Annotated in this window: 23 protein-coding genes and 1 pseudogene; 17 read left to right on the forward strand and 7 right to left on the reverse strand. The window is 40.2% G+C overall.

The features are described 5' to 3' along the window. From FTU36_RS11850 to FTU36_RS11865, 4 genes and pseudogenes are all read left to right on the forward strand, one after another. A pseudogene (locus FTU36_RS11850) lies at positions 1 to 106 on the forward strand (IS5/IS1182 family transposase); the annotation flags it as partial. Between the two features lie 82 nt (positions 107 to 188). Beyond that, positions 189 to 719, forward strand: coding sequence for a PoNe immunity protein domain-containing protein (locus tag FTU36_RS11855; protein ID WP_180118033.1), 531 nt, complete (start codon positions 189 to 191; stop codon positions 717 to 719). Between the two features lie 27 nt (positions 720 to 746). Then, positions 747 to 1,016: a hypothetical protein gene (locus tag FTU36_RS11860; RefSeq protein WP_180118035.1), complete on the forward strand. Its 270-nt coding sequence runs from the start codon at positions 747 to 749 to the stop codon at positions 1,014 to 1,016. Positions 1,017 to 1,194: 178 nt separating this feature from the next. Next, complete coding sequence (locus FTU36_RS11865) at positions 1,195 to 1,635, forward strand: hypothetical protein (RefSeq protein WP_180027310.1); 441 nt, start codon at positions 1,195 to 1,197, stop codon at positions 1,633 to 1,635. A gap of 73 nt (positions 1,636 to 1,708) precedes the next feature. On the opposite strand, the gene FTU36_RS11870 is transcribed toward FTU36_RS11865, so the two are convergent. Continuing rightward, positions 1,709 to 2,488, reverse strand: a complete 780-nt coding sequence (locus FTU36_RS11870) for a ferredoxin--NADP reductase (RefSeq protein ID WP_078189109.1) — start codon at positions 2,486 to 2,488, stop codon at positions 1,709 to 1,711. A gap of 106 nt (positions 2,489 to 2,594) precedes the next feature. On the opposite strand from FTU36_RS11870, the gene tsaA reads away from it, so the two are divergent. Continuing rightward, complete coding sequence (gene tsaA, locus FTU36_RS11875) at positions 2,595 to 3,305, forward strand: tRNA (N6-threonylcarbamoyladenosine(37)-N6)-methyltransferase TrmO (RefSeq protein WP_180118037.1); 711 nt, start codon at positions 2,595 to 2,597, stop codon at positions 3,303 to 3,305. Positions 3,306 to 3,345: 40 nt separating this feature from the next. Here the strand turns inward: tsaA and FTU36_RS11880 are convergent, their stop codons facing one another. Next, positions 3,346 to 4,317: a hypothetical protein gene (locus FTU36_RS11880; protein ID WP_180113963.1), complete on the reverse strand. Its 972-nt coding sequence runs from the start codon at positions 4,315 to 4,317 to the stop codon at positions 3,346 to 3,348. 185 nt (positions 4,318 to 4,502) lie between these two features. Here FTU36_RS11880 and FTU36_RS11885 point away from each other — a divergent pair, with 185 nt between their 5' ends. From FTU36_RS11885 to FTU36_RS11900, 4 genes are all read left to right on the forward strand, one after another. After that, positions 4,503 to 6,260 carry a GspE/PulE family protein gene (locus FTU36_RS11885; protein WP_180118039.1) on the forward strand — a complete coding sequence of 586 codons (1,758 nt, stop codon included), beginning with the start codon at positions 4,503 to 4,505 and terminating at the stop codon, positions 6,258 to 6,260. A 105-nt stretch (positions 6,261 to 6,365) separates the two neighbouring features. After that, the gene (locus FTU36_RS11890; RefSeq protein ID WP_180118041.1) at positions 6,366 to 6,728 is read left to right on the forward strand and encodes a NirD/YgiW/YdeI family stress tolerance protein; all 363 of its coding nucleotides are present in this window, start codon (positions 6,366 to 6,368) and stop codon (positions 6,726 to 6,728) included. 132 nt (positions 6,729 to 6,860) lie between these two features. Continuing rightward, positions 6,861 to 7,529: a response regulator transcription factor gene (locus tag FTU36_RS11895; RefSeq protein ID WP_180009491.1), complete on the forward strand. Its 669-nt coding sequence runs from the start codon at positions 6,861 to 6,863 to the stop codon at positions 7,527 to 7,529. Positions 7,530 to 7,533: 4 nt separating this feature from the next. After that, the gene (locus tag FTU36_RS11900) at positions 7,534 to 8,853 is read left to right on the forward strand and encodes a HAMP domain-containing sensor histidine kinase (RefSeq protein ID WP_180118043.1); all 1,320 of its coding nucleotides are present in this window, start codon (positions 7,534 to 7,536) and stop codon (positions 8,851 to 8,853) included. 197 nt (positions 8,854 to 9,050) lie between these two features. On the opposite strand, the gene hemP is transcribed toward FTU36_RS11900, so the two are convergent. Next, the gene (gene hemP / locus FTU36_RS11905) at positions 9,051 to 9,221 is read right to left on the reverse strand and encodes a hemin uptake protein HemP (RefSeq protein WP_180118045.1); all 171 of its coding nucleotides are present in this window, start codon (positions 9,219 to 9,221) and stop codon (positions 9,051 to 9,053) included. A gap of 147 nt (positions 9,222 to 9,368) precedes the next feature. Here hemP and FTU36_RS11910 point away from each other — a divergent pair, with 147 nt between their 5' ends. Continuing rightward, positions 9,369 to 10,268, forward strand: coding sequence for an NUDIX domain-containing protein (locus tag FTU36_RS11910; RefSeq protein ID WP_180118047.1), 900 nt, complete (start codon positions 9,369 to 9,371; stop codon positions 10,266 to 10,268). Positions 10,269 to 10,773: 505 nt separating this feature from the next. Here FTU36_RS11910 and FTU36_RS11915 read toward each other — a convergent pair. Then, on the reverse strand, positions 10,774 to 11,391 hold the full coding sequence (locus FTU36_RS11915) for a tetratricopeptide repeat protein (protein ID WP_257220948.1): 618 nt from the start codon (positions 11,389 to 11,391) through the stop codon (positions 10,774 to 10,776). Further along, on the reverse strand, positions 11,333 to 13,726 hold the full coding sequence (mrcB, locus tag FTU36_RS11920; protein WP_180041488.1) for a penicillin-binding protein 1B: 2,394 nt from the start codon (positions 13,724 to 13,726) through the stop codon (positions 11,333 to 11,335). Before mrcB ends, FTU36_RS11915 begins: the two co-directional genes overlap by 59 nt. Positions 13,727 to 13,878: 152 nt before the next feature. On the opposite strand from mrcB, the gene FTU36_RS11925 reads away from it, so the two are divergent. Further along, complete coding sequence (locus FTU36_RS11925) at positions 13,879 to 14,817, forward strand: NAD(+) kinase (protein ID WP_078189100.1); 939 nt, start codon at positions 13,879 to 13,881, stop codon at positions 14,815 to 14,817. A gap of 2 nt (positions 14,818 to 14,819) precedes the next feature. Continuing rightward, the gene (locus tag FTU36_RS11930) at positions 14,820 to 15,086 is read left to right on the forward strand and encodes a YeaC family protein (RefSeq protein ID WP_078189099.1); all 267 of its coding nucleotides are present in this window, start codon (positions 14,820 to 14,822) and stop codon (positions 15,084 to 15,086) included. A 91-nt stretch (positions 15,087 to 15,177) separates the two neighbouring features. Here the strand turns inward: FTU36_RS11930 and FTU36_RS11935 are convergent, their stop codons facing one another. Further along, positions 15,178 to 16,176 (reverse strand): glycosyl transferase family protein, encoded by a 999-nt coding sequence (locus FTU36_RS11935; protein ID WP_180118049.1) that lies wholly within the window; start codon positions 16,174 to 16,176, stop codon positions 15,178 to 15,180. 408 nt (positions 16,177 to 16,584) lie between these two features. On the opposite strand from FTU36_RS11935, the gene FTU36_RS11940 reads away from it, so the two are divergent. Both FTU36_RS11940 and FTU36_RS11945 read left to right on the forward strand, forming a co-directional pair. Beyond that, positions 16,585 to 17,931: a dicarboxylate/amino acid:cation symporter gene (locus FTU36_RS11940; protein WP_180009487.1), complete on the forward strand. Its 1,347-nt coding sequence runs from the start codon at positions 16,585 to 16,587 to the stop codon at positions 17,929 to 17,931. A gap of 170 nt (positions 17,932 to 18,101) precedes the next feature. Beyond that, positions 18,102 to 19,244, forward strand: coding sequence for an acyl-CoA dehydrogenase family protein (locus FTU36_RS11945; RefSeq protein ID WP_078189096.1), 1,143 nt, complete (start codon positions 18,102 to 18,104; stop codon positions 19,242 to 19,244). 140 nt (positions 19,245 to 19,384) lie between these two features. Here FTU36_RS11945 and FTU36_RS11950 read toward each other — a convergent pair whose 3' ends face one another. Further along, a complete protein-coding gene (locus tag FTU36_RS11950; protein ID WP_180041486.1) occupies positions 19,385 to 19,915 on the reverse strand; it encodes a DJ-1/PfpI family protein in 531 nt (176 codons plus the stop codon). 572 nt (positions 19,916 to 20,487) lie between these two features. Between FTU36_RS11950 and pheA the strand changes: the two genes are divergently transcribed. The 3 genes from pheA to FTU36_RS11965 all read left to right on the forward strand — a co-directional run bounded on the left by pheA (position 20,488) and on the right by FTU36_RS11965 (position 25,011). Beyond that, positions 20,488 to 21,597, forward strand: coding sequence for a prephenate dehydratase (pheA, locus tag FTU36_RS11955; RefSeq protein WP_078194414.1), 1,110 nt, complete (start codon positions 20,488 to 20,490; stop codon positions 21,595 to 21,597). Positions 21,598 to 21,666: 69 nt separating this feature from the next. Next, positions 21,667 to 22,758 carry a histidinol-phosphate transaminase gene (gene hisC, locus FTU36_RS11960; protein ID WP_180118051.1) on the forward strand — a complete coding sequence of 364 codons (1,092 nt, stop codon included), beginning with the start codon at positions 21,667 to 21,669 and terminating at the stop codon, positions 22,756 to 22,758. A 3-nt stretch (positions 22,759 to 22,761) separates the two neighbouring features. Beyond that, positions 22,762 to 25,011, forward strand: a complete 2,250-nt coding sequence (locus tag FTU36_RS11965) for a bifunctional prephenate dehydrogenase/3-phosphoshikimate 1-carboxyvinyltransferase (RefSeq protein WP_180118053.1) — start codon at positions 22,762 to 22,764, stop codon at positions 25,009 to 25,011. Positions 25,012 to 25,046 lie beyond the last annotated feature (35 nt).

Here is a 25,046-nt window from a genome sequence, read left to right on the forward strand (position 1 = left end):
AACCTTCAAAATTCTTGCTGAGCGATATCGCAATCGAGGCAAAAGACTAGCATTGAGATTCAATCTAATTGCTGGAATTTATAACTTGGAGCTGAGTGAAAAATGACTTATGAAAGAAATCTATTGATTATTGGTTTAATAATGTAGGGGGAAGTGGCGATATACTTGAAGAAAAAAAGAAGTTAGCAATGAGCACTCATGCTGAGTACTCATATAATTTATTTTCGCTATTATTGACGTCAGGATATGAGATTTTAGATTTAAGATTAATTTTTGAAGATGTAATAATTGCTTATGAAAAATATACAATCGCATTAAGAGCTGCAGAAAAAGATAATGATTGGGCGCCATTTTATTTTACCGCTATAGATGAGTACGAAAGATGTCTGCAGTTGATAGGATTGTGTTATCTATTACATAGAAGAGACTTATTACCACGTATTGCAGCGATGCAAGACAAAATTTACCATGAGCAAACAGAACAATTAGATACGCTGTATGAGGACTTTTTATCATTTGAGTTGATGGATAGATATGATGTGGATCAATGGTTTTTTGATAATCCATATCGCCCATTAATTTTTAGTAAATATAGAGATACTAAAAAAGAGAGTATTCAGGATATACAGGAATATTTGAAATTATGGTATCCCGCATTTGAAAGTGCTCCATGGTATGACTTACATAAAATGGAAAATGGAGGTTATTTTGGCTATTGAGCTATAGAAGCTGCTGCTTACGTTTATTTGCTAGATTTAGATGATAGCGAAATAACACATATGATTTATCCAAAAGATTTGGTTAAATTTGCCCGAGAATTTGTACCTTCCGAAAATGATATAAGTAACCCATGTGCAAAAACGCTAAGAAGCGAAACAGGACAAATTTGCCCTAAAACAGGTGAATGGTATAGTCCTGCGAATAACATGGAAAAACGTCATTTTAATCAAGGAGAAGATATGCCTGAGATTAAAGACAACCCTTGGGGTCTAACGATTTGGTATCTGATTGAATAAGTAGATGCCATACGGGGCATTTTGGAATGGATGCGAATGTATATTGGCAGTTTGCTGGTGATAAATAGGATAAATTTTCCTTTTGGTTGTTCGTTTCTAATGGATAATATTTTTAATTTTCTTTGATTATTATTTTTAATTAAATAAATTAAAACCCAATATTTTTTAAAGGATAATGATGAAAGTTTTAAAAACGAATTTAATGTTTATTATGCTTTCAGCAATGAGTTTAATAGGGTGTAATACTCATTCAACAAAAACTTATGTGTTGACGACAACATCTTATGGTTATGATGCAAGTTATATTCCTTATATTGTTGAATTAAATGGAGAGGAGCTAGGTGGAGGGCTAGGTAGTGGAACGAAAAGATCAGCAGTGATAACAGGAGCTCAATATATTAAATGGGGAGAAGGTAATAGCTCTAAAAAGCATATTGCAACCAATGTCCCCACATTGACGAATGAAAATTTAAAAGATAAAAAATATTTAGCTGTACATATATATCCAGATGACAGTGTGGAAATTAATTTATCGAATGAATTACCTGATGCTACTGAGAAAGGTTTAGAGTGGAGAGCAAAAATTATTGATGAATTGAAGGTAAAAGAAGAAAAATAGCTGTATCAGTCATTAGTGGCATATAGATAAAAAAAAAGCGCATGATGACATGCGCTTTTTAATTTACAGCTAATTATTTTTCAACGAATGCACGTTCGATCACGTAGTCGCCTAGAACGCCCATCTTAGGAGATTCTTTCAGGCCGTGCTGGTCAAGCAGGGCAGCAACGTCGTCTAGGAATGCAGGTGAACCGCAAAGCATTGCGCGGTCAGTTTCAGGGTTGAAACGTGGAAGACCAATTTTTTCGAAAAGTTGACCAGATTCAATGGCAGTAGTTACACGGCCCTGAGTATGGAATTCTTCACGAGTTACCGTAGGGTAGTAAACCAATTTTTCTTTCGCGCCTAATTCACCAAAGAATTCGTGGTTAGGAATTTCATCTAAGATTAAATCTTGATAAGCCAATTCCGAAATGAAACGTGTACCATGTACAACGATGATTTTTTCAAAACGTTCGTAAGTTTCAGGGTCACGAATTACAGAAAGGAACGGTGCAAGACCTGTACCTGAAGAAAGTAGGTATAAGTTTTTACCAGGGTTTAAGTCATCTAGAACCAACGTACCTGTAGGTTTTTTAGATACTAAAATTTCATCGCCAACTTTTACTTTTTGTAAAATAGACGTTAAAGGACCATCTGGAACTTTAATAGAGAAAAACTCTAATTCTTCTTCATAGTTTGCGCTTGCAATAGAATAAGCGCGCATTAAAGGCTTACCATTTACTTCAAGGCCGATCATCACAAATTGACCGTTTTTAAAACGTAACGCAGTATCGCGAGTGGTTTTAAAAGAGAATAAAGTGTCATTCCAATGGTGGACGTGAGTAATCTTTTCGACGTTAAAAGCAGCCATTAAAGGTCTCAATAAAATTATCAAATTAGAACAGCTTACTATTCTAATCTAAAATCATTCTCGATAAACTGAATATATTTAATTGAACTTATCAGAAAAAGTGATTATGTCTGAGCTTAAAATGCCAATTATCGGGTATATGAAATCTCCCTACCGAGAAAAATTTGGTATTCCACGTCAGCCGAATTTGGTGCAAGTTGAATCTTATATTGAAATGCTAGAACCTTATAACGATTTATTGGCTTTCGAAGGGATTGATGATTTTAGTCATCTTTGGCTGATTTGGCAGTTTCATGAAAATAAAAATGCAGATTCGACAAAATTTCGTCCGCAAGTTCGTCCTCCGCGTTTAGGTGGTAATCAAAAAATCGGGGTATTTGCGACACGAAGTATGTACCGACCGTCACCTATGGGCTTGTCGGTTGTGCAGCTCAAAGCGGTGAAAAAAGTCGGAAAATCGGTACGTGTCTATGTTGTCGGCAGTGATTTGTTAGATGGAACACCAATTTTAGATATCAAACCATATATTCAATATTCTGATGCAGTGATGGATGCGCAAAGTGGTTATGCGCAGGATGAGCCAGAAAGAAAATCTGTAATTTGGTCAGAGCACGCTGAGCAACAAAAACAGGTATTTTTGAATAATGGCAATTTAACCGAACAATTAACAGCAGAACTGGAACAAGTATTGAGTTTAGATCCACGTCCTGCTTATCAGCATGATGATGAACGTGTGTATGGCATGTTATTTGGTGGATTGAATGTAAAATTTCAGGTCTGTGATCTACAAATTCTGATTATTGATATATCTCAATAAAAAAAGGAGCTTTTAGCTCCTTTTTTATTAAATGTGTAAATTATTTATTTGCCGCAAAACTTTGTTTGATCGCGTTAAGAGCAACATCGTTATACATGCTGCAAGAGTTCTCAGCTAATTGTTTAAACTCTAAAAATTGAGTTTTTTGAGTAGGATTAGTTGAAGTATTTATCCAATTATCAATAACCTTAATTAAATCCTGCATATTGTATTCCACTCCTTTAGGAGATAGGTAAGCGTCATAAAAACGATTTTTATATTGAGCTACACCATATTCACTCTCATCATCAGCTACGGTATAGGCTACAGTATCTTTCATGATGTATTTTTTCGCAGTAATATCTGTACTAAGATCAGCCCACCAGTCAGCTAAAAAACTTTGACTATCACTATCTGAGGAATCTGTTAAATCTAAATACTGTTCACTATTTGATACTTTATTTAATTGTAAACAGCGAGAACCAGCGGGAAACTTAATATTTGAAATAGCTGTTAAGTATTTGAGAGCATCGTTAGAAATATAGTTGCTTGAATCAGTAATATTATTTTTTATGATCCAATAATTATAGGCATCAACTTGAGATGCTAGGATTTCACCTTCAAGATTGAAGGACTTCATTGTTGTCGTAATTTTTAGACCTGATGAATTAATAGAGGAATGAGGACTTAGCGTCCACACATTATTTGCAATGGATATATTGCCATTCAGATAGCCATACGAACTGTGTAGAGATCCTTCATCATACAAGCCATTCGCTGTGACCATAAATGAATCGCTACTTTCTGAAGTATATAGTTTACCATTATCGATAGTTGCAGTATCACTTTCGTATGACAGCACATCACTTTCACTGTCGAGTTCAAAAGTTGACCACTGTTGGAAAGCAGCATTTGGTACTGGTGGATTTTCGCTGGAGTCATTATTAGAGGTTGAGTTTCCACCGCCACCGCCGCAGGCAGTTAAGCTAAGAATAGTCATGGTACAAATTGCTAATATTTTTATTTTCATCATAAATCTTCTTATATCGTAATTATAAAGCCCTTATAGGCAACTCTATTATAGCTTAAATTTATGAATGATTTCATTAATAAAAAAATAGTATGCTTTCAGAAAACCTATGTGCAAAACACAAATGACACAAGCGTGCCTTTAGAATTTTTTGCTATAGTAGTTTTATGTTTGGGGAACATAGAACAATGACTTTTAATTTTGAAATTGACACTTCTTGGTGTTTAGACCAATTACAAAAAGATGGACGTATTACTGAACGGGACAAAATACTGATACAAACCACGCACCGTCAGCGTGAGCAGTTGAAATGGCATCCTCTACAATGGATTGCCAATTTTAATTTAGTCGATCAGAGTCATCCGCAGTCTACCTTAACATTGAATAGACTTTGCCAATGGTTGGCAGAAAAGTCTGGAGTACCGTTTTATATTATCGATCCTCTAAAAGCTGATGTGCCTGCTTTGACAGCCATTATGTCTCAGGAATTTGCAGTACGAAATCGCATTTTAGCGGTGGAATTGCAAAATGAGCATGTACTGATTGCAACGGATCAACCTTATAAAAATGAATGGATTGCCAACTTAGAAAGAACGGTATTACCACGCAAGATTCAACGTGTATTACTCAGTCCAGATCAACTACAGCGCTACTTGGTTGAATATTACCAAGTGAGTCGCGCAGTCAGTAATTCGCAAAAATCATCGAGTTATGACCGTGAAAATAAAGGCGTTGAAGCACTATTACAATTAGGTGATACACAAAATCCAGATGCCAATGATCAGCATATTGTGAAGCTTGTGGATTGGGTCTTACAGTTTGCCTTCGAACAAGGTGCAAGTGATATTCACCTCGAGCCGCGTAAAGATACAGGAAAGGTGCGTTTTCGTATCGATGGGGTATTACATACCATCTACAACATGCCTGCAAATACCCTGACAGCCGTGGTTTCACGAATTAAGATCTTAGGTCGGATGAATGTAGCTGAAAAACGTAAGCCGCAAGATGGACGTTTAAAAACCCGTACACCCAAAGGCCAAGAAACAGAGCTGCGTTTATCGACGTTGCCAACGGCCTTTGGTGAAAAGTTGGTTATGCGTATTTTTGACCCTGAAGTCTTGGTACGTAGTTTCCAACAGCTCGGTTTTGAAGGGCGTCTGTTAGATGATTGGAAGGCCTTAACCAGTCATAGTCACGGTATTATTTTAGTGACTGGTCCGACGGGTTCGGGTAAAACCACCACGCTTTATTCATCGCTCAAACAATTGGCAACTGAAGAAGTGAATGTCTGTACGATTGAAGACCCGATTGAGATGTTAGAGCCAAGCTTTAACCAAATGCAGGTGAATACAGGGATTGATCTGGGCTTTGCTGATGGTGTACGGGCTTTAATGCGTCAAGACCCTGACATTATCATGGTCGGGGAGATCCGAGATCATGATACGGCAAATATGGCAATCCAAGCTGCATTAACAGGTCATTTGGTGCTTTCAACTTTACATACCAATGATGCAGCATCGAGTTTGACGCGATTACATGATCTGGGGATTCAGCCTTTTTTAACGGCAGCGACCATTTTAGGGGTTTTGGCACAACGTTTGGTTCGTCAACTCTGTCCACATTGTAAGCGTGAGACTTTTATCAATGAACAAGAGTGGAAACATTTGACCTTTGAATATGCGATACAAATGCCTGATTTTGTCTACGAGGCGGTGGGCTGTGATGAATGTCGTCAAACGGGTTATAAAGGCCGTGTGGGGATTTATGAATTTATGCCACTCAGTATTGAAACCAAACAATTGATTGGTGCCAATGCAGATTTAACCCAATTACGTACACAGGCACGTAAAGAACATGTTGAGCCATTACGAATTGCAGGTGCACGTAAAGTACTTGCAGGGGTGACGACTTTAGAAGAAGTACTGCGTGTCGTACCGCTCAACTAATGGTTCAATCAAAGTAAATAAAAACGTCTTTGCAGCTTAAGATTCGACTCATCTTGCTTTGTTTAAATAGCGCTATCGAAATAGACACAGTAAGAGAGACCGAAGATGAAAACATTCACTCAATTGGTATGTGGTTTAGCATTTGCAGGTGTGGCATCGGTTGCAGTCGCGAATACAGCCGTTAATCAAACAGCAGTTGCACCGATGAAAACCACATCTGTGAAACATGCCTTAGGCTTAAAAGATGATAGTAAAGTTCAATTGAAAGGTTATGTTGTGAAATCGATGGGCGATGAAAAATATCAGTTCCGCGATAGCACAGGCAGCATTACAGTGGATATTGATGATGAACTTTGGCAAGGCAAAGCGATTTCAGCTAAAACACCGGTAATGCTCATTGGAGGAATCGACATTGATTACAAACCAACAAAACGTGTTGAAGTGGATGTCGATCAAGTAAAATTTTAATTTAGCCTGTTATTCATTTCAGTGCTGCTCCATAAAAAAACCACGGCTTGCTGTGGTTTTTTTATGATATGAGTAGATATGAGCAAAAGTTCGATACACTGAAGTCGGAACCATAGAAATAGGGTAGGTAAGATGCGAATTTTATTGGCAGAAGATGATGCTTCCCAAGCAGACAGTATAAAAACATGGCTTGAAATGGATGGCTACAGTGTCGATTGGGTTGATCGCGGCGATCACGCTATTTTGGCTTTAGAACAACATCAATATGATTGCATACTTTTAGATCGTGGCTTACCAAAAGTAACTGGTGATGAAATTTTAAAACGTATCGTACAGTTGCATCCGCTTACACCAGTTTTATTCATTACTGCTCGGGACAGTATTGCAGATCGTGTTGAAGGTTTAGATCTGGGTGCTCATGATTATTTGGTAAAACCCTTTAGCTTGGAAGAGTTGTCAGCAAGGGTACGTGCCCAATTACGCTTGCATCATCAACAGCGTGATAATTCTCTGACTTTCGGGGATTTAAGTTTAGATGTACAAGCCAAAACGCTGCGTAAAAATGCGGAATTGATTACGCTGACATCGCGTGAATATCAAATCTTGCATAAGATGATGTTAAATCCTGAGCATATTATGACGCGTAGCCAACTCGAAGAATCACTCTATGCTTGGGGGGATGAAGTTGAAAGTAATGCGATCGAAGTTTTTATTTACCAATTGCGTAAGAAGATTGGCAGTGATTACATCAAAACCTTAAGAGGTTTGGGTTATCGCATGAATCTTCCACAACAAAGTTAAGTCTATGAGTGATAAAAAAAGCATTTCCTTACAGTCGCAACTGATTAAAACCTCACTGCTCAGTGCAATTTGGGCGGGAGCAATCTCCCTGTGTCTGATGTTGGGATTTGGTCTTTATCACATCATGAGTGTACATGATGCCCTGATGGACGAAGTGGCTGACATGCTCACTGCTACTGATCTCACGCTGAAGCAAGACGAACAAATAGATGAGCTGAGTGAAGAGTTTGATATGCAATATCAACTCATGCAAGGGTCGCAAGTCTTAACCACGTCGGAACAACACACAGCATTTGAACATCAGCTCAATTTAAAACAAGGGTTGCATTATCAATGGAGAGACGGCGCGCTTTGGCGTAGCTATGCACTTCAGGACGATGGATTAACCGTACAAATCATTCAACCGATGAAAACACGGCTCAGAGAAACGCTGCAGAGTGTATTAGGCTATGCAGGGATTCTGTTGATAGTTTGGTTGATCCAATGGCTATTACTGCATATTTTGATTAAACGTCAATTGAAAGTTTTACAGCTATTTTCAAAACAAATCGCTGAAAAAAATGTAGATGACTTACAAGCCATTGTCTTACCTGAACCTGTATTACAAGAACTAGAGCCGATCCAAACACAGCTGAATTTTTTATTAAGCCGATTAGATCAAGCCTTAGAGGCGGAACAGCGTTTTACCTCAGATGCCTCACATGAATTACGCTCACCATTGTCTGCGATTCAAATGCGACTTCAGGTATTAAAACGGAAATATCCTGACATTCAGCAGGATTTATTGAGCATACAGCACGATGTTAATCGAGGGACAAGAGTTTTAGAAAATCTACTGATTTTGGCGCGGCTCGACCCGACGCAATCGGAGCAATTAGATAAAAAACAGGACGACTTAGAACAGCTGAGTTTACAAGTCATTGATGCTTTACAGCCGTTTATTGAAGAAAAGCAGATCGAATTGAAGCTACAGAGTCACACTGTACGGTTTGCTATGAATGCCGAATTGATGTTTAGCTGTCTGCGAAACTTAGTCGATAACGCCATCCGCTATAGTCCTGAGCAAGGACAGGTCAAGATTGATTTAACGGTAACAGCACAGCAGGCGGCTTGGACGATTGAAAATCAAGGTGCAGGACTGACAGCCGCAGAATTGCAACGCATTGGCGAACGGTTTTACCGCGTATTAGGAACAAAGACACAAGGTTCAGGTTTAGGCATTTCAATTGCACAAAAAATTGTACAGTTACATCAAGGTCAATTCAGTGTGGATGCCTCTGAACTGGGCGGCTTAAAGGTACAACTCACTTTTCCAATCCGCTAAAAACACGATTTGCTCTATTGAATTTGAGCGAAAGAGTGTTGTGAGAGGAAGATGAGTGTTGCGATTTAAATTAAGTTTGAGTAGCTATAAAGCTTAATTTAACTAAGTACAAAACTTAAAAAGCAGTAAGCGGATGGCTTACTGCTTGTGTCCACGATTATTTTTATTGCGCTGATAATTATTATTTTTATCAGAAATTATTTGGTCAAAATAAGGCGATTATTTCGTGTTAAACGTAGTCGATATTCTTCACCTGCATGGATAATGCGAATTTCACGTCCTAAGGCAAAAAGGTTGTTTGAATGTAGCATAGGCAGTGAGTGGTGTGCTTCATTGCTACGAGTAAAAAGGCTAAATGGTGCGTTCATTCCGTCGACTCCGTGGTGTATTTCTGAATGGTTTAAATGATAATCATTATCGAATAGGCCTGTCAACGGTAATTTTAGGATTTTATAAAAAAGATAAATTTGCTTACACTTGGATATCAATTGGAATAGAGAAGAGAGCAGGGAACTATGTCGAAACCGCAAATCGATGTCGCTATTGCGATTTTATTGCATCAAGACAAAGTACTGGTGGGTTGGCGTGAAGCAAAACAACATCAGGGCAATAAACATGAGTTTCCGGGCGGTAAAGTAGAGCAGGGTGAAAGTCCTGAACAAGCGTGTCGTCGTGAAATTTTTGAAGAAGTTGGAATTGGTTTACATGACTGGCATGCTTTTGATTTTATTCAACATGAATACGATGATGTTATTGTGAAATTACATTTATTTCATGCCACCGTCCCGCATGCGTTGCTGAATGAAATCCAAAAGCCATGGGCCTGGTATTCGCGTCAACAACTCATGAGTTTGAATTTTCCAAAGGCCAATCAAGCTATTTTGCAGCGTTTATATTGGCAGCAACAGATCAAAATCACCGCCGATTTACCAACACTTGAAACGCTTAAAGAGACGCTGTTGTATTATTGGCGAGTCGATGCCAGCGCAGAAAATGCAGAGGCATTAAATCAATTACCTACCGTGATTTTAAAACAACTGATAATTAATGAAGATCTATGGTCATTACTCTCTACAGAGGTGCAAGCACATATTTCGGCTTTACATCTTAAGCAGCACCAATTGCTGAAAAAAAATAAAGGTGATTTACAGCTTGGGAAGCGCTATATCGCAGCTTGTCATGATCAAGTTTCTGCGCTGCATGCGCAAAAAATTGGCTGTAATGCTATTTTTATGAGCCCAGTTCTGGCGACACAAAGTCATCCAGAGGCGCAAGGTATGGGGTGGGCGCATTTTTCTGAGATTGCACGAGGCATAGAAATCCCTGTTTTTGCTTTAGGTGGCATGCGTCCTGAATTATTGTCTATTTCACAGCAGCATCATGCTTATGGGGTGGCTGGTATTCGCAATTTTTAAATTAAAAACTGATGTTACGCAGTAACATCAGACGCACAGTTTGCTTCAGATAAAAGAATGATACACGGTAAGGTCATCCGCAAGTTTTTGAGACAAGACTCCTTCTAATCAAAAATGGTTTTGCGATACTTTGATTAATTTGACGCTAGTGAACGAGTTTTGTCGGTGAGGTGCATTGCACCGCAAGATGGTTTCATTGCGAAGCACGCTTCTCATTTTGCCTAATGAGAAACATTGTTTCATAAGTGTACCTCCTGCCGAAGGCTAATCCCTTTATTCAAACCCTAGATGTAAGACACCGTTGAATAGACTTAAAATTCATTTTTAATATGCGAAATTACTTTTAGGTGCGTAACATCAGTTAAAAATACGTGCATTGAATTAAATTTGTATTTGAAAGTCGATATTTTAGACTAAAAGTAATTATTGGAAATAAACTTACTTTTAGTATGTTTTAAATAAAAAAGCCTGATCTCAATTAAGATCAAGCTTTTTTACGGGGTGCTTAAAGAGCTTTAATTGCTTGTTGTGCTTTTTGAATGGTGCTGCTTTTCTTTTGCATTTGACCGGCTTTTAAAACAACATTCCAAAGCTGTTGTTTCATCGGCTTGGTTTGAGCATAGCTTAATCCACGCAGTGCCAACGATTCTGCATTCGCAGGTTGATTTTTTCGATTGGCGATCATTGCCAAATATAAAAAAGTTTCCGCAGATTGTGGTGCCAAACGCTGTGCTTGAGTTGCAGCACTTTCAGCTTCATTCCATTTTCCATTGGCATAAGCGGTTTGCGTAGTTTGCATCAATTTTTTGAATGCAGGTAAGTCACGACCATCATCAAACTTTTGAATTTGGGTTTTCTGCTCAGGAATAACGATGCGTTGACGTTTAATTTCTGGATGGTCATATGGCGTAATAATGACCCCAGAAGAGTCATGGATATCTGCCTTTTTTTCAGGTGGAGCAGGCGGCTTTTGCTCAGGTTCGACTATGGTTTGGCAACCAGCCAAAATGATCGTCAAAACGCTCAGAATACTGAACGTTTTTAAAACTTTAATGTTTTGCAATTTAATTTGTATACTCTCCACTTGAGATGATGCGAGGTTGATCAGATGAACCCTGATCATTATCGACATCACTTTCACGAATGTAGTCACCTAAACTATCATTTTGTTCCTGAGTTGGCTGCGTCTCTTCAGTATCAACTGTGTAAGGTTCTACTTCATATTGTGTCGAACCACATGCCGTAGCCTGATTTGGAATAGAGTTACGCGACAGAGGAATATACATCGCACCTGTACAATGCTGCGCAGATAAATTACCTGAATAACGGTCTAACCAATGCCACTGTACGCTGTCTGGTTGACGTAAATTAACTGGTTTTTGACGTAACTGCTTCATGACATTGGTCCAAACAGGAAGTGCTCCTGACGAACCAGTTAAGCCTGTAACTTTGTTGTTGTCTAAACCTAACCAAACCACACTTAAGTAATTACCTGAATAACCTGCAAACCATGAGTCACGCGTATCATTGGTTGTCCCTGATTTACCTGCAAGTTTAAGTGAAGCCGGTAATGATGCATAAGCAGAACGGCCTGTCCCTGAACTCATCACTTGTTGTAAACCGTAGTTCAAGATAAAGGCTGCATCAGGTGCAATAGTCGGTTGTACCGTTAAGCTATAACGATCTAATAAACGACCATTGGCATCGACCACTGAACGAATAGCTTTCACTGGATATTTGAAGCCACCGGTTGCAAAGTTGCCATACACACTCATCACTTCCATCGGTGACATATCGATAGCGCCGAGGTAAATCGAAGGGTAGTTTGGAATATTTGAAGTCACACCAAACTTTTTCAGATGGTTAATAAACGTGGACATGCCGAACTCTTGACCTAAGCGTACCGCAGAGAGGTTATACGAGTTTGATAGGGCATCGACCATTGGTACGACACCATGTGCGCCACCACTATAGTTTTTTGGTGTCCAAGCTTTGCCATCACTTTGAATGCTGATCGGACTGTCTTCGATTTGACTCGCCCAGTTATAACGGTTTGATTCTATCGCACTGAGGTAAATCACAGGTTTTAGCAATGAACCGACTTGACGTTTAGCATCCATTGTACGGTTAAAGCCAGTAAAGTCCTGCGTTGAACCGACTGCTGAAACCAATTCACCATTTTCAGGATGAGACACCAGTACCGCGCCTTGTAATTCTTTCAAGCGTGCTGGATTGGCATTACTTAAACGTGCCACAGATTCTTTAAATGCAGTTTGTACACGAGTTTGAGCAATCGGGTCCATCGCGGTGAAAATACGCAGACCTTGATTGGTCAAATCGCTTTCTTGGTATTCGGTACGCAATTGACGACGCACGATATCCATATAGTCAGGGAAGCGAGAAGGGCCCAATGTTGGTTTAGTAATGACATTTAATGGACGCGCTGACTCAGTTTCATATTGTTCCTGAGTTAAATAGCCCATCACTACCATATTGTTTAACACAATATTACGGCGTTTAATCGCACCTTCAGGGTTTTTCCACGGATTATATAGGGTCGGACCTTGAACCAAACCGACTAAATACGCCTGCTGAGCAATATTTAGTTCACGCAGCGGTAAACCAAAATAGAATTGTGAAGCTAAACCATAACCATTGATGGAATAGTTACCGTTTTGCCCTAAGTTCACTTCGTTTAAATAAGCTTCAAGAATTTCATCTTTGTCATAGTGAAGTTCAATCAGCATCGCCATTAAGGCTTCGTTGGCCTTACGCTTAATGGTTCTCTCAGGCGATAAATAAAAATTTTTCACCAATTGCTGAGTGAGGGTCGAACCACCTTGACGTTTACCACCTGTGACATTACTCACAATGGCACGTGCTGTACCACGAATCGAAATACCATGATGCTGATAGAAATTACGGTCTTCGGTAGCAATTAAAGCTTGGATTAAAGGCTTAGGCACTTTATCAAGTTTAATCAGCACACGGTCTTCATTGTGCTGAGGATAAATACCACCAATTAACATCGGCTCTAAGCGGGCAATACCACTGCTTGAAGGCTTGGTTGCACTCACTTCAGTGATTTGATCTTCACCAAAAGTCACTTTAAGGACTTGTTCAGGGTCGACACTATCACCAAAGTCAAAACCACGCGTATGGATATAGGTTACATTGCCAGAAGTAACGTAACTCCCTGTTTTCGCATAGCTATCTTGAGCGTTATAACCCAAAAGTTTCAGTTCTTGGTTGAGGTCTGCTTGGCTCACAGGCGCATTAGTATAAATTTCTAAAGGACGAGCAAATACCTTGGCTGGAATGTCCCAACGTTGACCTTCGAATTTATCCCGTACAATATTATCTAGACGAATAAGATAAATGCTGAACACGAGAAATCCGCCGATAATCAACAGCGAAAAAATCAGTGCAATTATGCCTATGCCACGTTCAGACTTCATAAATAGTGATAAGACCCTGAGAAATTTTGCTAATCATGCGAAGCTTTTCAGTATTTTGCAATATTTAAACTGTTATATGTATGCAAAATATTGGAAGCTACTTCACTAAAGTCGAAACTTTAAAGTTTTTTTAAATCATTTCTGTTAGTGATATGATACCAATGAGGCGAAGCGGAGCAAAAGCGCAGGTGCAAATTTCACATAAATCATTTCGAAACATTGGGTTGATTGGTCGTCCAGACAAATCATCAGTGATCGAAACCCTATGTTTGATCCACGATCATATTTTAAGTTTGGGATTACATCCTGTATTTGATACGCAAACAGCGCAGCTGGTTCCCTACAATAATACTCAGACGGTCAGCCGTAACTTATTGGGTGAAGTCGTCGATTTGGTGATCGTTGTCGGAGGTGATGGTTCATTACTTCATGCTGCACGTGCTTTGGTGAAATATAATACCCCTGTGATTGGTGTGAACCGCGGTCGTTTAGGCTTCCTGACTGATATCAAACCGACTGAAGTGATTTTTAAGTTAGATCAAGTGCTCAAAGGCGAGTTTCAGTTGGATCGACGTTTCTTGCTGGAAATGGAAATTCGCTCGAAAGGCGAGTCGATTTATGATGCTGTAGCTTTAAATGATATTGTGCTGCACTCGGGTAAATCGGTACACATGATCGACTTTGAACTGAATATTGATGGGCAATATGTATACCGCCAACACAGTGACGGTTTAATTGTTTCGACACCAACCGGCTCTACAGCTTATGCATTATCTGGTGGTGGTCCGATTGTCCACCCAAGTATGGATGCGATTGCCTTAGTGCCAATGCATCCACATACTTTGTCGTCACGGCCGATTGTCGTCGGCGGACAAAGCGAAATTAAAATTTTGATTCGTGAAAATCGTGTTCTACCAATGGTCAGTGCCGATGGTCAACACAGTGTATCATTGGGTGTAGGCGATAGTTTACATATCCGCAAACATCCGTTTAAGCTCAACTTATTACATCCACCTGGTTATGACTTCTATATGGCATGTCGTACCAAGCTAGGCTGGAACCAAGATTTTGACTCATTAAAGCAGGATTAATTATGAATATTGAACAGATGCTTGCCGTACTCGATCCTGAAATTGTTGGTCGATTAAAAACGGCAATTGAAATTGGTAAATGGCCAAATGGCGTAGCGCTGACTCAAGAACAACGTCAAATTTGTATGCAAGCGGTGTATGCATGGGAAATTAAACATTTGCCAGAAGATGAGCGTAGTGGTTATATCGACCGTGGGACCAAAGAAGAAGATGAGCATTGCGACTCGCATGTGGAAGAACCTGAGTTCAAGCCGATTCGTTTCGTTTAATCCGTTTTCTTTCTGATTGAAAAAGCCAGCTTAATGCTGGCTTTTTTATTGGCTGATGCATGCCTAAATTTGTTGCTTCATATCTGCTTATTTAAGCGTGACGATTTGCCCACATGGTTTTGGCAGTTTGCATCGCTTCATCAAAACTTGCGACGGCACCCATGGTATACAGTGCGATTCCCATGGTTTCGGTGACCGCGATGTCACCATATTGATGTGTCTGGTGACCGTCCCAAACGGCTTTAAAGACGGCCAAATCGAGTTCTTCTTCGACGGGACTGCGGTTGTCCGTCAGTTTAGGCAATTCATGTTCATACATTTCACCATCCTTGATGCCACAAATTAAGGTTTTTGCATCGGGGTTACGTTCGAATTCACCACCTTCACCCTTAATGACAGCACTATTTTGATAACCCAATTGGAATGCCGCACGTTGATGTGATCCACGATAGGCTGGGTGGAAAATCGCTTGCATGGTGGCTTTGGCATTAAACGGATTTATTAGGCGGGCAAGGGTGTGAATTGGGGAACGCAAACCCATCACATTGCGCAGTGAAATTAGATCACTGAGTATTGGCGAAATGACGTCGAGCGGAATATAAGCAAAATGACGCTGATTGAGCTGCTGTTCCACATCTGTATCATTTTGGCAAATAGGAAAACCCAAATACTCTAATACTTGTTCTGTATAAAGGCGGTTAATGGTATGACCTGAAGCACCATGCATCACGACATTGTAGCCGTGTTTTGCCAGCGTTAATGCGGCCAATAAAAACCAAGGATAATGTTTGCGTTTACCTGCATAAGATGACCAATCTAAATCGACATCAAGCTTTTTAAACTTGAGCTGATCACGTGTGGCTTGGACAAAGCCTGTCAGTTCATCGACAGATTCTTCTTTTACACGCAATAACATCAAGAAAGCGCCCAATTGAACGTCTAAAACCTCATCTTTTAAGATCATGCTGAACGCTTGGTAGGCTTCATCATAAGTGAGAGAACGTGCGCCATTTTTACCTTTACCCACGATACGGACAAATTGCGCAAAAGGATGTTCAAAATCTTTGTAAATATTTCGTTTATTGTTCATGCAAATACTGGGCTTAAAATTAGGACTTAAGGATAGTTTACTTCTATAGTTGGTATTTTTCAGCCTGATAACAGGTTTAAAAAAGGATGTCTTTAGACTATCGTCTAATAAACTCGGTCTATTATTTAACCGAAATTAACATTTGTGGCAGAACAAGCCTTTAAAAAACAGGTAAAATTTAACCTACTTTAGTATGTGTTTCATCTCCTGATCAATGCGCTGATTTTATATCAGGTCCTGATGTGATTATTTAATCACCATACATATTTCGTTTTTCTGTATTTGGCTAAGTCAAATACCTTTGGTGCTCTTTTGTCGAAGACAAAGGGGTTTTGGGCTGTTTATTTTTTGAAAATAGACAAAAACTGAATATTTCTTTGAAGCAGAAATATATCGTGAAGTAATGTCATGGCTAAAAAACCAATTTATAAGTCACTATATTTTCAAGTGATCGTTGCCATTATTGCGGGTGTATTGGTGGGGCATTTCTCACCAAGTGGCACACAAATTATCAATGGTACCGAGCAATACGTAAAAGGCTGGGGTGAATTGTTCTATCCACTAGGACAAGGTTTCATCAAGCTGATTAAAATGATTATTGCACCTGTGATCTTCTGTACCGTGGTGAGTGGTATTGCAGGTATGGAAAGCATGAAATCTGTAGGTAAAACAGGTGGTGTCGCTTTACTATACTTCGAAATTGTTTCGACCATCGCACTCATCATTGGTCTTGCAGTAATTAATATTGCAAAACCAGGTGTAGGCATGAACGTAGATCCAGCATCTTTAGATACTTCAGGTATTTCTAAATATGTTGAATCTGGTGCAGCACAATCTACCCAAGATTTCTTTATGAATATCATCCCAAACACCGTTGTTGGTGCGTTTGCTGAGGGTGAGATTCTTCAAGTTCTATTATTTGCCTTATTATTTGGTTTTGCATTGCATAAACTTGGTGATGCAGGTAAGCCTGTATTGAAGTTTATTGATCAAATTGCACATGTATTCTTTAACATTGTAAACATGATCATGAAGCTTGCGCCAATTGGTGCCTTCGGTGCGATGGCTTATACCATTGGTAAATATGGTATCGGTAGTTTGGCGCAATTGGGTCAGTTGATCATCTGCTTCTATATTACCTGTTTACTGTTTATTTTCCTTGTACTTGGCTCAATTGCACGTATTTGCGGTTTCAGTATCCTCAAAATGATTCGTATGATTCGCGAAGAACTCTTGATCGTACTAGGTACGTCATCTTCAGAATCTGTACTGCCACGTATGTTGAAAAAACTCGAACTTGCAGGTGCAGAAAAATCTGTAGTGGGTCTGGTTATTCCAACAGGCTATTCATTTAACCTAGATGGTACGTCTATTTACCTGACTATGGCGGCGATCTTTATTGCACAAGCGACCAATACGCCGCTTGATATTTCGCATCAGATCACTTTGTTATTGGTTCTACTGATTTCATCTAAGGGTGCTGCGGGTGTGACGGGTTCAGGCTTTATTGTTATGGCTGCAACACTTTCTGCTGTGGGGCATATTCCTGTTGCTGGTTTGGCATTGATTCTTGGTATTGACCGTTTCATGTCAGAAGCACGTGCATTAACGAACCTTGTCGGTAACTCATTGGCAACGATTGTGGTTGCAAAATGGGTGGGTCAATTAGACAAAGAAAAACTGGATTTTGCTTTAGCAAATCCTGAAGAAATTGACCGTCAGATGCAAGAAGAAGGTAATGCACATCATGCTTAAGGCAGATGCTGTGATGTAAAAGATGTGTTTAAAAAGGAAGCTTCGGCTTCCTTTTTTTATGCAAGGCCAAAGCCAAATTTGAACGCTTTAGTTTTTAGGCATGACGGCTGTTCTAAACTGCAATAGGATGGAGTTCAACAAAACAACAAACTCAACCAAGGAAGAAACACATGCTGGCTTATGATGCAGACTTAGAATTATTTCGAGATAACTTTCGCCGTTTTATGGCAGAGCATGTCGCACCACATTATGAGCAATGGGAACGTGAAGGTATTATGCCGCGTTCAGTATGGAATGCCTTGGGTGAAAATGGCTTTTTATGTGTCGATGTGCCTGAAGAATATGGCGGCTATGGCGTCCCAACGCATTATTCACTGATGCTAGTTGAAGAATCTGCGCGCGCAGGTTTTAGTGCATTATCGACAGGTATTTCATGCCATTCTGAAATTGCAGCACCATATATTTTGCACATTGGTTCAGAAGAACAAAAACAACATTGGTTACCGAAAATGGTCACGGGTGAAGTGGTCGGTGCCATTGGTATGACAGAGCCGGGTGCAGGTTCGGACTTACAGTCTATGCGCAGTAGTGCAATTTTGCAGGGTGATCATTACCTTCTCAACGGTTCGAAAACCTTTATCTCAAATGGTCAACATGCAGATCTTGTGGTATTAGCGGCGAAAACTGACCCACAAGCACGTGCCAAAGGCGTGTCATTACTTTTAGTCGATACACATTTGGATGGATTTAAGAAAGGTACTAACCTGGATAAAATTGGTCTGCATGCGCAAGATACGTCAGAGTTGTTTTATGACAATGTCAAAGTACCGAAAGAGCAACTTTTGGGTCAAGCTGGACAAGGCTTTGCTTACTTGATGCAAGAGTTACCGCGTGAACGTACTGCGATCGCTTCGACTGCAATTGGTGCGATTCGTGGTTCCATTGATGTGGCAACGCAGTATGTCAAAGAGCGTCAAGCGTTCGGGCAGGCGATTGGACAGTTCCAAAATACTCGTTTTGTATTGGCGCAGGCTAAGATCGACGAATTGGCTACAGCGGCGTTTTATAATCAAAATGTTGAGCTTTATATGCAAGGCAAGCTTGATGTTGAAACTGCAGCAGCGTTAAAGAGTTTCTCTACCGATATGCAAATGAAAGTGGCCCATAATTTACTCCAATTATTTGGTGGCTATGGTTATATGACCGAATATCCAATTTCACGTTTCTTTGTCGATGCACGTATTCAGCAAATCTACGGTGGCACCAATGAAATTATGAAAGAAATCGTAGCACGAAGTATTTTAGGTCGATAAACAATTTATCAGGCTGAAATTAAAATAGCGAAGTGAATACTTCGCTATTTTTTTTGACAATGTATTTCTATAGAGACGATGTATTTCTATAGATTTGCTTATGTGAATTAGATTATGCGGTTGAGTTTGAGTGAATAGACCTATGACAATGAAGGTTGCCCCAAAACTTGTAGACAGACTTCAATAAATTCAGGCGTATCTAAAGTACTGCGAGACGATATATACAAGTTATTATCATTCACGACCGATTGATCCGACACCACCACACCTGCGTTTAATAAAGCGGATTTCAGCGTTTCAGATTGGGCGAAATGACGACCTTGTATGACACCAGCTTCTAATAACAACTGTGGACCATGGCAACTGCTCAAAATCGGCTTTTGGCTATCTGCAAAATTACGAACAAAATAGATAAAACGGTCATCTAAAGCGAGTTTCTCGGGTGAATAACCGCCGGGGATAAACAAGGCATCAAAATCGTGCACAGAGGCATCGTCGATACTTTGGTCAATGGTGATCTGGGAACGGCGTTTCATGCCGTAAACAATTTTTCCAACCTGATCTTCGATATTGATAATGCTGTGCCGAGCGGCTCGAAAAGCCTCCACAGGCTCAAGGTACTCAATATCTTCAAAATCGTAGGTCACTAACACTGCAATTTTCTTGTGCATACTTGTACCTATGGGTCTGTTATTTTTTTTCTGATATTTAGACTACAAAGCAATGAAAAAAATTACCTGTGTCTTTTGTAATAAATGCGTCAATGACTGTAAACACTAGATGAAAGTGCCTATTAAGTCACTGAAAAAACGATCAATGACCAAGTGTTTATATAGATCATCTTTAAGTTTCAAATTATTTCTATGCCATGAAAACCAAGTTTTGAAATTTTTATTTTGCTTCAAGTATTGAGAGCAAAATTTAAAACTGAAATGACCAATGAAACAAATTGATTGATGGGCTTATACAAGGAGATGGATCTGAGGCAAATTTGGAGGAAAAGAGAAGGTCTATTTATTGTGCTGCTCAAGATGAATGATCAATAAAGCCGTCAAAAGGTAAGATTTTCCTTAATTATGGCTTTACCTATCAGTTTGGCTGTTTTGGCTCTTAAGTTAAGCTGATGAAGCTTTAATCAACTGTATGTTTTTAAGGCTGAAACCATCAAAGTCGTATTGCGCAACATTTGAAAGCTAACTATTGTTATACTGTTTGCAAAATTTTTTTGAAGGGCGACATAACAATGATCAACGATGATCAAAACACTCCGACTTCTCTGGACTTAGCTCAAATTCGTGAAGATATCGACTCTGTTGATATGCAGATTCAACAACTTATCAATCGTCGTGCGAAACTAGCAGAAGCTGTGGCAAAAGCAAAATTTGCTGCAGAAGAGAATCCATTGTTTTATCGTCCTGAACGTGAAGCGCAAGTTTTACGTAAAGTTATGGATCGTAACGAAGGCCCATTGTCTGATGTGACAATGGCACGTTTATTCCGTGAGATCATGTCGGCTTGTTTAGCCCTGGAAGCGCCGCAAAGTATTGCGTTTTTAGGTCCAGTCGGAACTTATACGCATTCGGCTGTTTTAAAACATTTCGGTCAAGACGCTGTTGTTCGCCCTCTTCCAACGATTGATGAAGTATTCCGCGAAGTAGAAGCAGGCAGTGCGCACTATGGTCTTGTGCCTGTAGAGAACTCATCTGAAGGTGTAGTGAACCATACCCTAGATTGCTTCAAATCTTCACATCTGAATGTTATTGGTGAAGTGGAGCTGCGTATTCATCACCAATTCTTAGTGTCTGAAAACACACGTAAAGACAGCATTAAACAAATTTATGCTCATCAACAAACTTTGGCGCAATGCCGTGGTTGGTTAGATGCTCATTATCCAGGTGTAGAACGTGTTGCACTCAGTTCAAATGCAGAAGCTGCACGCCGTATTCGCAATGAATGGCACTCAGCAGCAATTGCTTCTGAAGTCGCTGCGAACATTTACAACCTTGAAATTTTGCATAGCAATATTGAAGACAATCCTGAAAATACTACTCGTTTCTTGGTGATTGGTCGTGAGAAAGTACCGCAATCGGGCAATGATAAAACTTCATTGTTGATTTCTGCGCATGACCGTGCAGGGGCATTACTTGAAATTCTTGCACCGTTTGCCAAGCATAATATTAGCTTAACAAGTATCGAAACACGTCCTGCATTACCAGAAAAATGGGCTTATGTATTCTTTGTGGACTTGGAAGGTCATGTTGAGCAAGAAAACGTGAAAGCGGCGATTGAAGAAATTCGTCCATTGGTTAAAGAAATTCGTGTATTGGGTTCATATCCGATTGCTGTTCTTTAAGATCACAACTGTGATCAATTCCATCAGGAGTTGATCACCTTCATCATTTGAAAAAACTGGAAGTGTAAAATGACGTTTGTCCCAGCCAATGAAGGCATTGCAAAGCTAAAGCCTTACCAACCAGGTAAACCAATTAGTGAACTTGAGCGTGAGTTGGGTATTACAGATATCGTAAAACTCGCATCAAATGAAAACCCATTGGGTTGTTCTGACAAAGTGAAAGAAGCGGTTGCTGCTGAACTTGCAGAAATTGGTCGATATCCGGATGGTGGCGGTTTTATTTTGAAAGACCAAGTTGAAAAACAATTTGGTATTGCACATGACCGCATTACGTTGGGTAATGGTTCAAACGATCTTCTAGAAATTTTCGCTCGTGCTTTTGTTTCAGAGCAAGACTCTGTGGTGTATAGCCAACACGCATTTGCTGTGTATGGTCTGGTGACACAAGCCATTAATGCTGAAGCGATTGAAGTGCCTGCAAAAGGTTTTTCACATGACCTAGATGCAATGGCTGCGGCAATTAAAGACAATACTAAATTGATTTTTATTGCGAACCCAAATAATCCAACAGGTACATGGTTTGAAGAAGCTGAATTTGAAGCGTTCATGCAAAAAGTACCTGCAAATGTGATCGTGGTTTTAGATGAAGCTTATGTGGAATATTTCCCAGAAAACTTCAACAGCTTGAAATTCTTAGATCAATACGCAAACTTAATCGTTAGCCGTACCATGTCAAAATGCTATGGCTTGGCTGCGCTACGTGTTGGTTTTGCTTTGGCTTCAGTTGAAGTGACGGATTTCCTTAATCGTATTCGTCAACCATTTAACGTGAACCATCTTGCGATGGTGGCTGCAGTTGCTGCACTTAAAGATGAAGAGTTTATTGAAAAATCACGCGTAGTGAACAAAGCGGGTATGGCTCAACTTGAGTCAGGCTTTGATGCTTTAGGTTTAGCGTATGTGCCTTCACGTGCCAACTTCATTTTAGTTAATGTAAAAGCAGATCCTGCACAGACTTTCAATGCTTTATTAAAAGAAGGTGTGATTGTTCGTCCAGTTGGTATCCCCGAGCATTTACGTGTATCAATTGGGACTGAAGCTGAAAATGCTAAATTCTTAGCGGCATTGGCTAAAGTTTTGGGCTTAGAGGCTAAAGCTTAAGTCATGTCTGTACCACTATTTGAAAAAGTTGCTTTTATTGGGCTTGGGCTAATTGGCTCAAGCCTAGCTCGTGTCATGATTGCTGAAGGATTGGCTAAGGAAATTGTGGCGTCTACGCGTTCACAAAAAACTTTAGAAGATGCAAAAGCTTTAGGACTTATTCAGCAGGGTTATAGCGATCCTGCTGAAGCGGTCAAAGGTGCAGATCTCGTTGTCTTGGCTTTACCTGTTCGTGCGACACAAAAAGTCCTTGAGGTGATCAAACCTTATCTATCCGAACAGACGATTATTACCGATGTTGGGAGTACCAAAGGCAATGTCGTTGATGCAGCGAAAGCGGTCTATGGTGAGCAATTACCTGCTGGTTTTGTACCGGGGCATCCGATTGCGGGGGCTGAACTGACAGGTGTGCATGCTGGTAAAGTGGATTTATTTGCCAATCACAAAGTGATTTTGACACCTTTACCTAGCAGTGCAGATTGGGCTGTAGAGAAACTGATTCAATTGTGGCAAGCTGCCAAAGCGGAAGTGATTTGCATGGATGTGGAAAAACACGATGAAGTGTTGGCCCATACCAGTCATCTTCCGCATTTGATGGCATTTAACTTGGTTGAGCAACTTGCGAACCGAGAAGATAATCTAGATATTTTCCGTTATGCCGCTGGCGGTTTTCGTGATTTCTCACGCATTGCTGCAAGCGACCCACATATGTGGCATGACATCTTTTTTGCCAATAAAAAGGCAATTTTAAATGCGGTAGATGGCTTTGAAAAACAATTGGCTATTCTTCGTAAACTGATTGAAGATGAAAACTCACAAGCGTTGATGGGACTGTTGGGGCATGCACAAGCGGCACGTCAACATTTCAATCACATGCTCGCAAAGAAACCACTGATGGAGAAAAATAAAGTGACGACACAGCAATTCAAAATTTTACCGGGTCCAAAGCAATTCCAAGGTAAATTTACTGTGCCAGGTGATAAATCTGTGTCACATCGCTCTATCATGTTTGGTGCTATTGCAGAAGGCACAACGCATGTCACGGGTTTCCTTGAAGGTGAAGATGCCTTGGCAACCCTCCAAGCATTCCGTGATATGGGAGTGAGTATTGAAGGCCCTAAAAATGGCGAAGTCACCATTCATGGTGTAGGCATGCATGGTTTAAAAGCACCTGCAGGCGCTTTGTATATGGGTAACTCAGGCACTTCAATGCGTTTGCTTTCAGGCATGTTGTCGGCACAGAAGTTTGATTCGGTGATGACGGGTGATGCGTCATTATCAAAACGTCCAATGGAACGTATTGCCAAACCATTACGTGAAATGGGTGCGCAAATTCAAACTACAGGTGAGCGTGGTACGCCGCCCGTGTCTATTTCCGGAAGTCAAAACCTGAAAGGTATTCATTACGACTTACCAATGGCATCTGCACAAGTAAAATCCGGTATTTTGTTGGCTGGTCTTTGGGCGGAAGGTGAAACTGTTGTCACTGAGCCGGAACCAACACGTGACCATTCAGAGCGTATGCTTCGTGCATTTGGTTATGACGTGAAAACAGAAGGCAACCGCATTTCACTTCAAGGTGGCGGCAAGTTAGTCGGTACAGACATTCAAGTACCCTCTGACATTTCATCTGCAGCATTCTTTATGGTGGGTGCAGCGATTACTGAAGGTTCAGATGTCACACTCGAAGCGGTTGGCATTAATCCAACACGTACAGGTGTGATCGAAATTTTAAAACAGATGGGTGCTGACCTGACTGTTGAAAATGAGCGTATCGCTGGTGGTGAGCCGATTGCAGATATTCGTATTCGTGGTTCACGTACACTCAAAGGCATTCATATGCCAGAAGATCAAGTGCCATTAGCGATTGATGAATTCCCAGCGTTATTTATTGCTGCTGCATGTGCAGAGGGTCAAACCATTTTGACTGGTGCAGCTGAACTTCGAGTGAAAGAGTCGGATCGTATTCAAGTGATGGCAGATGGCCTAAAAATTATGGGTATCGATTGTACGCCAACCGAGGACGGCATTATCATTGAAGGTCAAGGCAAAGCGGGTGAGTGGGGTGCAATCTTCACAGGTGGTCAAATCGAATCACATCATGACCACCGTATTGCAATGAGCTTCTCAATGGCAGGTTTACGTACTTCGGGTGAAATTAATATCGTGGGTACAGAAACTGTTGCGACCAGCTTCCCGACATTTACAGAGCTAGCGACTCAAGCCGGTTTAACGATTGTGGTAAGTGAATAAATAATTCACTAAATTTGTATATTTATTCAACAACA

It is taken from the genome of Acinetobacter sp. YH12096 (genome assembly GCF_013419215.1).
Classification (GTDB): Bacteria; Pseudomonadota; Gammaproteobacteria; order Pseudomonadales; family Moraxellaceae; genus Acinetobacter; species Acinetobacter amyesii.